3 protein-coding genes are annotated in these 1,649 nt (G+C 49.9%); all 3 read left to right on the forward strand.

The window, feature by feature from the left end:
• A partial coding sequence (locus CSQ89_RS23430; protein WP_233203419.1) for a hypothetical protein occupies window positions 1–221 on the forward strand: 221 nt, incomplete at its 5' end.
• Window positions 172–729 (forward strand): Imm21 family immunity protein, encoded by a 558-nt coding sequence (locus CSQ89_RS21420; RefSeq protein ID WP_158229089.1) that lies wholly within the window; start codon window positions 172–174, stop codon window positions 727–729. The genes CSQ89_RS23430 and CSQ89_RS21420, both read left to right, overlap by 50 nt.
• Window positions 730–1,136: 407 nt before the next feature.
• A complete protein-coding gene (locus tag CSQ89_RS21425) occupies window positions 1,137–1,382 on the forward strand; it encodes a hypothetical protein (RefSeq protein ID WP_099407976.1) in 246 nt (81 codons plus the stop codon).
• The last annotated feature ends 267 nt before the right edge of the window (window positions 1,383–1,649 follow it).

The raw sequence follows: 1,649 nt of genomic DNA on the forward strand, positions 1-1,649 counted from the left end.
TCAATTGGAGGCAGATTGACCTCAACTGCTCCAACCGCCCGGTGCGGACCCGCATGCCGGGTGGTGTGGCAGGGGTCGGCCAGAACATCTGGTCGCCCCTATGCCGATTAAGCCCCAGCGGTATTACCCACATTGCCGTAACTGTAGTAATGAACAAGGTGGATGGCTTCGGTGGGTGCAGAAGAAATAGCGATCATGAGCACAGCATTAAAGTGGATTAAATCTGGGGGTGGTCCTCTTCTATGCATCGAGAGTGAACTCTTACAGCAATGGCTTGGAGTAGAAGGAAATAGCGTTGCAAATGGTCAAGACAACACTTTCGCCAATGACTACGAGAGAGCTTGTAGTGTTTCAGACTATTTGGGGAAAACTCCCTTAGGAGACCGGCAAGCAATGGTTCTTGGGGATGAGCCTCTAGAAACGATGATTTGGCGGCAAACCGAGCAGCCCCCTTTGATCGTGCGCGTTTATTATGCTGACCCTGATGTGGACGTGATAGAGAGACTGGGAACAGTACAGGACCTTGACTTCTCGGACCCTGCTGAGTCGATGGAGGTTGAGTTCAACTCCAAAGACATGATTGTGTTCGATTCAGCCTATCCAGGGAAAGATATAGACAATATGTTTCTCACGTTTGAGCTTCCTCCAGGTACGTATACGGTTATCACTAAACCATTCCAGCCGGATGATCGGACATCCGTGCTAATTCACATATTCCAGCAAAAATAGGGACAGAGTTTCTTTCCTTGTAAGTAAAGCCGGTGCCGGAGCAATCCTCACCGGCTTTGTTCATTGATGGGCCGGCAGCAGTGCGGCCAATCACTTCAAAGCCCATAGCCATCCTCACCGCCCACCCAGTCAGCGTTCCCGTCTAAATGCACGCAATCCTCCCGGTCGGTCCACCATTCAGGCGGGCCAGTCCCTGCGTGATTTTTGCCATCAGCTGTTAGGGATAACGTTAATTGCTGGGCGCTGCTTCCAGTGTAGATTCTAATCTATGCCTTTGGCATAAATATTGAGGAATCTTTGGAGTACAGACTGTTAACTTGTCCGACTGCAACTTAGTCATTGATTAAATACGTTGGCCGTTCAGTGCAGAACAGGCATCAAGTAATTTATATGGAACTTGTATCACTATGGAAGAGACCCTATCCCCCACTCAGCTGATGAAGGCCCATGCCAGCCTTGCAGCACTGTTGGTCACGGAGTCTGACATCGCGTTAAGGCTCCTGCGCCGGCGTGGTTTGCCTGCCAACCACACGGAGTTCCTGCGTGGCAAGCTGGCAATGATGGAGTTGATGAAAGACCATATTCGCAGCGTCGATTCAGTAACCAAAGTGGACCAGGACGATCCTCCACCATTAATAGATGTGTATGTCTGAACAAAAAGCCATGCTTTGAATCAAGGTAATCAGGAATTATTCCACAGCTATGGCGGATAAATAGGCAACCTAGTCTATCTAAAGCCGCGCCAGTGCTAGCACAGACTGGCGTGCTTGTTTTTCAGGCAGCGTAATAGGCTACTGAGGGGGGGTGAATTCAACTCACCCCTTTTCGCTACCTAAAATCCCATCAAAGCCAGCCACCAAACACACCGGGGGCGACCCACACAATCTCACTCACGATCAATTAAAACCGTGAGAGAGAGA

The sequence above is a fragment of the Chitinimonas sp. BJB300 genome, from assembly GCF_002735695.1.
Classification (GTDB): Bacteria; Pseudomonadota; Gammaproteobacteria; order Burkholderiales; family Chitinimonadaceae; genus Chitinimonas.